The 503-nt window shown below is 58.8% G+C and carries 1 protein-coding gene; it reads left to right on the top strand.

The genetic code is table 11. The features are described 5' to 3' along the window. A partial coding sequence (locus tag IE061_RS17925; RefSeq protein ID WP_193462214.1) for an HlyD family efflux transporter periplasmic adaptor subunit occupies positions 1 to 503 on the top strand: 503 nt, incomplete at both ends.

Raw genomic sequence — 503 nt, 5'->3', positions numbered from 1 at the left:
GCAGAGGCGGAGTTGGCCTCTACCCTTGATCAGGGGCGGGGAGATAATCGGCGCATCGCCGAGATGGAGCTTGAGAATGCTGCGGCTCGCCATGAAGCTCTGTTGGTACAGCGCGAGGGGCGCACTCTGCGGGCTCCCTTTTCCGGTGTTGTGATGCCGCCACTCAGCCAGAGTGGTGAGGTGGAGAGTGAGCCGGTACAGAATGGCACCCGTGTCAGCCAGGGGCAGCCGCTGTTTACTTTGGCGAGCACTGAGCGGATACATATTGCCGCTCGGGCCGAAGAGGTGGACATCAATATGCTTGAACCAGGCCAGGCGGTGACAGTCACCGGCGATGCATTCGCAGGCATTGAGCTGGAGGGGGTTCTCTCATCCATCGGCGTACAGCGCATGGAGTCACAAAGCAACAACAGCGGCGCCAGTTACCCACTCACTGTAAGCATTCCTCCTCTGACATCGGAGAAACAGCGTTACATTCGTCTTGGTATGAGTGCCCATGTGCA

This window comes from Vreelandella hamiltonii, from assembly GCF_014651795.1.
In the GTDB taxonomy this organism is placed as follows: domain Bacteria; phylum Pseudomonadota; class Gammaproteobacteria; order Pseudomonadales; family Halomonadaceae; genus Vreelandella; species Vreelandella hamiltonii.
The sequence above is the reverse complement of the archived record's forward strand: the minus strand, read 5'-3'. Positions and strand labels throughout refer to the sequence as shown.